General features: G+C 39.3%; 1 protein-coding gene. It reads left to right on the top strand.

The window, feature by feature from the left end; translation table 11 throughout:
• A partial coding sequence (locus HXY34_14190; GenBank protein ID NWF97284.1) for a site-2 protease family protein occupies positions 1-722 on the top strand: 722 nt, incomplete at its 5' end.
• Positions 723-1,456: the final 734 nt, after the last annotated feature.

Below are 1,456 nucleotides of genomic sequence, written 5' to 3'. Positions count from 1 at the left end.
GTCTCGTACTTTCCCCTACAACGTATGCTCTTCCGGTAGGACCTTTTATGCCCGTTCCGTTCTTTTTCCAGCTTGCAATAACTTCATTGGGTTATCTAGGAATATCCAAACCTGGAAACATTATTATTTTGCATCCGGTGGCGTTTGCAGGAATGATAGGGATGATTGTTACCATGTTAAATTTGCTTCCAACTGGTATGCTTGACGGAGGTCACGTGGCAAGATCGATCTCTGGAGATAAGATTAGAAGCATCTTGACATTCGGTTCGCTTATTTTTCTAATATGGAACGGATATTATCCTATGGCTATTTTTGCACTGTTCTTATCCCTGTTCAGACACCCAGGACCATTAGACGATGTTTCTTCTCTTTCCAAAGCTCGAAAAGCCATAATTCCCATACTGTTAGTAGTCTTCATTCTCTGCGGGATGATGATTGCTGAACCTGTTCACCAAATAAAAATAGATTCCAACATGCATGAGGTCACGTTCCGCATATACTATGCTGATTCAATATACGAAGAGGCTAACACAACTTGGACAGCGCTGTTGGCAGAAGGAACGTATAACGTTTCTTTTCCTTTAAGCTACACAATAAATGGTGTAGGCTATACGTTTAAAAAATGGGAAGATTTTGAATCCACAAATCCCAATAGAACGATTGTTCTTAACCAAGAAATCTCAATAAAAGCAATCTACTTAAACTCAAGCATTGTTATGTAGACTGCGATACTTGCTGAGTTCATCGATTATTAGGATAGCATTTCAAAAATCCAAGTGTATTCCAAGCAATCCACGCGTTACGATAAACTCAGCTTATACTATGACCGGAAAATTCGGGACAGAAGTTGTGGAGTACGATTCTCGTTGGTTAACTTTCAGGTTGCGGTAGAAAACCTGTAAGTTTAATGGTGCTTCCGCATTTGTTGCATGTCAAGACTAGTTCTGTAAGTTCGTCATTCTTGACTTTTGTTTCGACAATCTGGTAGACTTCTTCTGTCTCATCGTCCGGAGATATTATGGTACCGCATTTTGGGCATGGAAAAGCTCCGTCTCCGTCGATTTTTGTCAGATCAATCGTATACGCTATTGATTTTTTGATGGCTGTTTTTTTCATCATTTTTGTCAAATCCTTCGATTTGTTTTTTCATTGTGGAAATCAAAGATAAGAATTATGAATTAGTAATTAATATTTAAGATATGTTCAATATTTGACTTGAAGAAAAAAGATATTGCTTCGCTGTTACGACTATTTCCGGTTCGGATTCGCAAGATATTCTTTTTTATTCTTCGAAGCTTTCGGGTGATATATAGTCACCAAAGTTCTCTCTTGCTTTGAGCAGACGCTCGCGCTGTTGATCCAATATCTGAAAGAGCTCTGCGGGTGTGTCGGCGACCTTTTCTTGGTAGAATCTCTTCACGCGTTCAATCTTGGCCAAGTTTTCAGGAACGCGAAT

It is taken from the genome of Candidatus Thorarchaeota archaeon (assembly GCA_013388835.1).
Taxonomy (GTDB): Archaea; Asgardarchaeota; Thorarchaeia; order Thorarchaeales; family Thorarchaeaceae; genus JACAEL01.
The sequence above is the reverse complement of the archived record's forward strand: the minus strand, read 5'-3'. Positions and strand labels throughout refer to the sequence as shown.